Origin of the sequence: Streptomyces sp. URMC 127 (genome assembly GCF_051386535.1) — a bacterium.
Lineage (GTDB): Bacteria > Actinomycetota > Actinomycetes > Streptomycetales > Streptomycetaceae > Streptomyces.
The window spans coordinates 1-4455 of the sequence record NZ_JBPQTW010000342.1 but is presented as its reverse complement, the minus strand read 5'-3'; the positions used below and the strand labels follow the sequence as shown (position 1 = coordinate 4455).

General features: G+C 72.6%; 5 protein-coding genes. All 5 read left to right on the top strand.

Features of this window, described 5'->3' with window-relative positions:
- The first annotated feature begins 161 nt into the window (after window positions 1-161).
- On the top strand, window positions 162-1073 hold the full coding sequence (locus ACSNOH_RS33575) for a hypothetical protein (RefSeq protein WP_436725232.1): 912 nt from the start codon (window positions 162-164) through the stop codon (window positions 1071-1073).
- A 107-nt stretch (window positions 1074-1180) separates the two neighbouring features.
- Complete coding sequence (locus ACSNOH_RS33570) at window positions 1181-1639, top strand: GntR family transcriptional regulator (RefSeq protein ID WP_436725231.1); 459 nt, start codon at window positions 1181-1183, stop codon at window positions 1637-1639.
- Entirely contained in the window at window positions 1636-2550 is a 915-nt protein-coding gene (locus ACSNOH_RS33565; protein ID WP_436725230.1) for an ATP-binding cassette domain-containing protein, read from the top strand. Before ACSNOH_RS33570 ends, ACSNOH_RS33565 begins: the two co-directional genes overlap by 4 nt.
- The gene (locus ACSNOH_RS33560) at window positions 2547-3515 is read left to right on the top strand and encodes a transporter (protein ID WP_436725229.1); all 969 of its coding nucleotides are present in this window, start codon (window positions 2547-2549) and stop codon (window positions 3513-3515) included. The genes ACSNOH_RS33565 and ACSNOH_RS33560 overlap by 4 nt, the downstream gene beginning before the upstream one ends.
- Window positions 3516-3556: 41 nt before the next feature.
- Window positions 3557-4342 (top strand): class I SAM-dependent DNA methyltransferase, encoded by a 786-nt coding sequence (locus ACSNOH_RS33555; protein ID WP_436725228.1) that lies wholly within the window; start codon window positions 3557-3559, stop codon window positions 4340-4342.
- Window positions 4343-4455 lie beyond the last annotated feature (113 nt).

Below are 4455 nucleotides of genomic sequence, written 5' to 3'. Positions count from 1 at the left end.
CCCTCCCTCCCAACGCCGCCTATACCACGGCGCGTTCACTTTTCGTGATCGGGTTGCGACATCCTGTCGCCGCGCTCTAGCGTTCGCAGCAACAAACAACCCCGGTCAGGTGCGGGAACACCTGCCGGGGTTTGACCATCAAGATCGAAACGAGCGATCTCATGGCTGACGCCGACCTTAGCGCTGCCCCGCGCTCCTCGCACCCCCACCCCTTCGCCGCCCCCGGCTACGGCAAGCGCACCGCGCCCGATCAAGCCCCCCGCCGCCGTGGCGACTTCGCGCATCTCCGGGCCCGTGAAGCGTCCATCGCCGCCTTCATCGACCGGCTTCCCGACGGGGCCGCCATGGATGCGAAGACGCTGGCCGCGCACCTCGCCGACTACGGGCAGGCCGCCTGCCGGACCGCCCTGACGCGGCTCTCGGAGGCCGGGCATCTGCGGCGGGTGACGGAGCGGATCCAAGGTGACAGCGGCAGCCGGCACTGGGTCACGCGGACGTACTTCTCCCGCACCGCACGGGATGACGAGTGGTGGGAAGCCTTCCTGACCCGCGGTGTTCAGCCGCAACCGCAACCGCAACCGCAGTCCGCTGACCAGCCGCCCTCTCCCCGTCCGCCCCGCCGCGCCCGCTCCCGTGCCTACCTCCTCCTCGCCGCCATCGGGCGCATCGATCCCCGTATGACGCTCTCCGCGGCCGAGTGCCGGGCCCTCGAAGGGCTCGTCGCGCAATGGCTGGATCTCGGTGCCGGTGATGAGGAAGTCGTACGGGCGCTCACCGCCGGGCTTCCGGCGGAAGTGCACAGCGCCGGAGCGCTCGCCCGGCGGCGGCTGACGGACAAGATGCCGCCCGAACGGGCGCCGGAACCGCCCACGCGCCGTCCCCTCCGCATCCTTGAGTGGTCCGTCTGCCGCACCCCCGGCCGCCCCGAAGCGCTGCCCGGTGGGCTCTGCCGGGACTGCCGGGGTGAAACCCCTGCCGAACGCCGCCCCGATCCGGCTGCCGTCCGGGCGCGGGCCGACGGCATCCGGCGGCTCGTCCGGGCCGTCGCCCGGGGTGCCGCGCTTCCCTCCTAGTTCCCCCCGGTTCCCGCAAGTTCTCCCCCCGCTTCCCCTCCTGATTTGACGGCCGCCGCACCCCCTCCGCATCATTCCACTAACACGTTAGTGAAACGAGGGTGCCGATGATCGCGTTCCGGATCGACCGGCGCAGCGGTGTGGCCACCTACCTGCAGCTCGCCCACCAGGTCAGGCAGGCGCTCCGGCTGGGCGTGCTGGAGCCGGGGGACCGGCTGCCGACGGCCAGGGAGGTCGTGGAGGCCATCGCCGTGAACCCCAACACGGTGCTCCGCGCCTACCGGGAGCTGGAGCGCGAGGGGCTGGTCGAGCCGCGGCCCGGACAGGGCACGTTCGTACGGCGGTCCCTGGCGCGGCCGGCCGCGGCGGCGGACGCACCGCTGCGGGCCGAGGCCGCCGCCTGGGTGGCGCGGGCCCGCGCGGCCGGGCTGGAGCGGGAGGACGTCGCGGCGCTCGCCGCCTCCGTCCTCGACGACTGCTTTCCACCGCCCCCCGCACCGCCGCCGTTCATCCCCGCCCCCCGGGCACCGCAACAGCAGACGCACACGCAGGAGGAAGACACGTGACCGACGACCCGACCCCCGCCCTGCGGGCGACCCGCCTGGGGCGGAGGTTCCGCGGTGGCTGGGCCCTGCGCGACTGCGACTTCGCCCTGCCCGCCGGGCGGATCACCGCCCTCGTCGGCCCGAACGGCGCGGGCAAGAGCACGCTCTTCCACCTCGCCACCGGCCTGCTCCGGCCGACCTCCGGCGAGCTCCGCGTCTTCGGCGCCGAGCCGGGCGCCCCGGCCGCCCGCGACCGCACCGCCTTCCTCGCCCAGGACAAGCCGCTCTACCCCCGCTTCACCGTGGACGAGACCCTGCGCTTCGGCCGCGAGCTCAACCAGGACTGGGACCAGGCCGCCGCCGAGCGCATCGTCCGCGCCGGGAACATCCCCCTCGACGCCCGCGTCGGCGCCCTCTCCCAGGGCCAGGCCACCCGCGTCGCCCTCGCCGTCGCCTTCGGCAAGCGCCCCGAGCTGCTGCTCCTGGACGAACCCCTCGCCGACCTCGACCCGCTCGTCCGCATCGAGGCCATGGGCCTGGTCATGGCCGAAGTCGCCGAGCGCGGCATCACCGTCGTCATGTCCTCCCACGTGCTCTCCGAGCTGGAGAACGCCTGCGACCACGTCCTGCTGCTGGGGCACGGCGCCGTACGGCTCTCCGGCGACGTCCAGCAACTGTGCGACACGCACGTCCGGATCACCGGGCTCGCCGACCCCGCCACCGAGGACGGCCTCCCGGCCGCGCTCGACCGCGCCGCCGTCGTCGAGGCCGCCGTCACCGGGCGGCAGGTGCACGCCCTCCTCCGTCACAGCGACTGGTCCCCGGGCGCCCCGTGGATCGTCGAGAACCCCTCCCTGGAAGACCTCTTGCTCGCCTACCTGCGTTCGAACCACCAGCCCCGCACCGCCGGCTCCACCGAGGCCGCCGCATGAAGGGCACCCTCTGGCTCGCCTGGCGCCAGCAGCGCGCCCTGATCCTCACCGGCGCCGCCGTCCTCCTCGCCGTCACGGCCTGGGTCGTCGTCATGCGCATGGACATGACCGACTTCATCAGCAGCCACCACATCGACACCGCCGGCTGCAAGGGCTGGAACGGCGGCTGCGAGAGCGAGGCCGTGCTCAAGCTGCTGGACGACAACAACGGCCCCCTCCGCGCCCTCGGCTCCCTCAGCACCGCCCTGCCCGTCATCATCGGCATCTTCTGGGGCGCGCCGCTGCTCGGCCGCGAACTGGAGAGCGGTACGTGGAAGCTCGCGCTCACCCAGGGCGTCGGCATCGGCCGCTGGTTCACGACCCGCTTCGCCCTCGCCACCGCCTGCACCGTGCTCGGCTCGGCCGTCCTCGCCGCGCTCGTGGCCTGGTGGTGGTCGCCGGTCTCCAACATGCTGAACGGCCTCTACTGGCACGACGGCTACATCTTCAACGCCACCGGCCCGGCCGCCGTGGCCTGCGCCCTCTTCGGCCTCGCCGCCGGCACGGCCGCCGGCCTGCTGATACGCCGCACGCTGCCCGCGATGGCCGCGGTGCTCGGCGCCGTCGTGGCCGTGCGGTTCGCGCTCAACACCTTCCGCTCCGAGTGGATATCGCCCCAGCTGTGGCTCAGCGAGGGCGACGCGCCCCGCCGGGAGATAGGCAGCGGCTGGTCCACCGGCGAGTTCGGCTTCGTCGACGCCGCGGGCCGCAAGTACGCGATCCCGGACGCCTGCGCCTGGGGCGAAGGCCTGCCCGACCTCAAGACGTGCATGGCCCAGAAGGGCTTCACCGGCCGCTACCGCACGGTCTACCCCAGCAGCGACTTCTGGACCTTCCAGTGGATCGAGACCGGCATCTTCCTCGGTCTCGCCGCCGTCCTCGTGGCCGCCACCTGCTTCGTGCTGAAGCGGCGGCCCCTCCCGTAGGCCGGCCACTCCCGTAGGCCGGCCCTTCCCGTAGGCCGCCCGTGTCCTCGCGCAACGCCACCGCACTGCACAAGAACCGCAGCAACCTCTCCCACAAGGTCCGTTACGCGGTGACCCCCCCCGCCCGCATCGCCCCCTACCTCAAGCGCACGGCCCGCGACGGCTGGCTGCGCCTCAAGCACCCCCACCACGTCGACTACTACCGCGCCGTGATGGCCTCCGACACCGCCCGCAACCCCGAGGCCGCCGTCGGCAGCAAGTCCCACGACCGCTGGCTCGCCCTCGGCAAGATGCAGTTCGACTACCTCAAGGAGCACGGCCTGGCCCCCCGCCACCGCATGCTCGACATCGGCTGCGGCAACCTGAGGGCCGGCCGGCTCTTCATCGACTACCTGGACGCCGGCCACTACTACGGCATCGACATCTCGCCCGACATCCTCATCGCGGCCAAGCGCACCCTCACCGCCTACGGGCTCCAGGACAAGCTCCCGCACCTCACCATCACCCAGAACCTCACCCTCGACTTCCTCCCCGACGCCCACTTCGACGTCGTCCACGCCCACAGCGTCTTCTCGCACTCGCCCATCGAGGTCATCGAGGAGTGCCTGGCGCACGTCGGCAGGGTCCTCGCCCCCGGCGGCTTCTTCGACTTCACGTTCGACCGCACGGAGGGCGCGGAGCACCAGGTGCTCCGCGAGGACTTCTACTACCGCACCGGCACGCTCGTCGCCCTCGCCGAGAAGCACGGCCTGCGGGCCCGCTTCATGGACGACTGGGAGAAGCGGCCGCACGGCCAGTCGAAGATCCGGGTGAGCCTGCCGGAGTGACACCGGGGAACGGTGGGAACCTCGCCTCGTGAGCGATTCGACCCCCGGTACGACCCCTGGTGCGACCCCCGACTCGACCCCCGACTCGATCCACGGTGCGCCCCCCACCGTGC

Excerpts from the sequence above, each read along its gene's own strand:
- ACSNOH_RS33575 (WP_436725232.1), top strand. The coding sequence starts at position 162 with ATGGCTGACGCCGACCTTAGCGCTGCCCCGCGCTCCTCGCACCCCCAC.
- ACSNOH_RS33560 (WP_436725229.1), top strand. The coding sequence starts at position 2,547 with ATGAAGGGCACCCTCTGGCTCGCCTGGCGCCAGCAGCGCGCCCTGATC.
- ACSNOH_RS33570 (WP_436725231.1), top strand. The coding sequence starts at position 1,181 with ATGATCGCGTTCCGGATCGACCGGCGCAGCGGTGTGGCCACCTACCTG.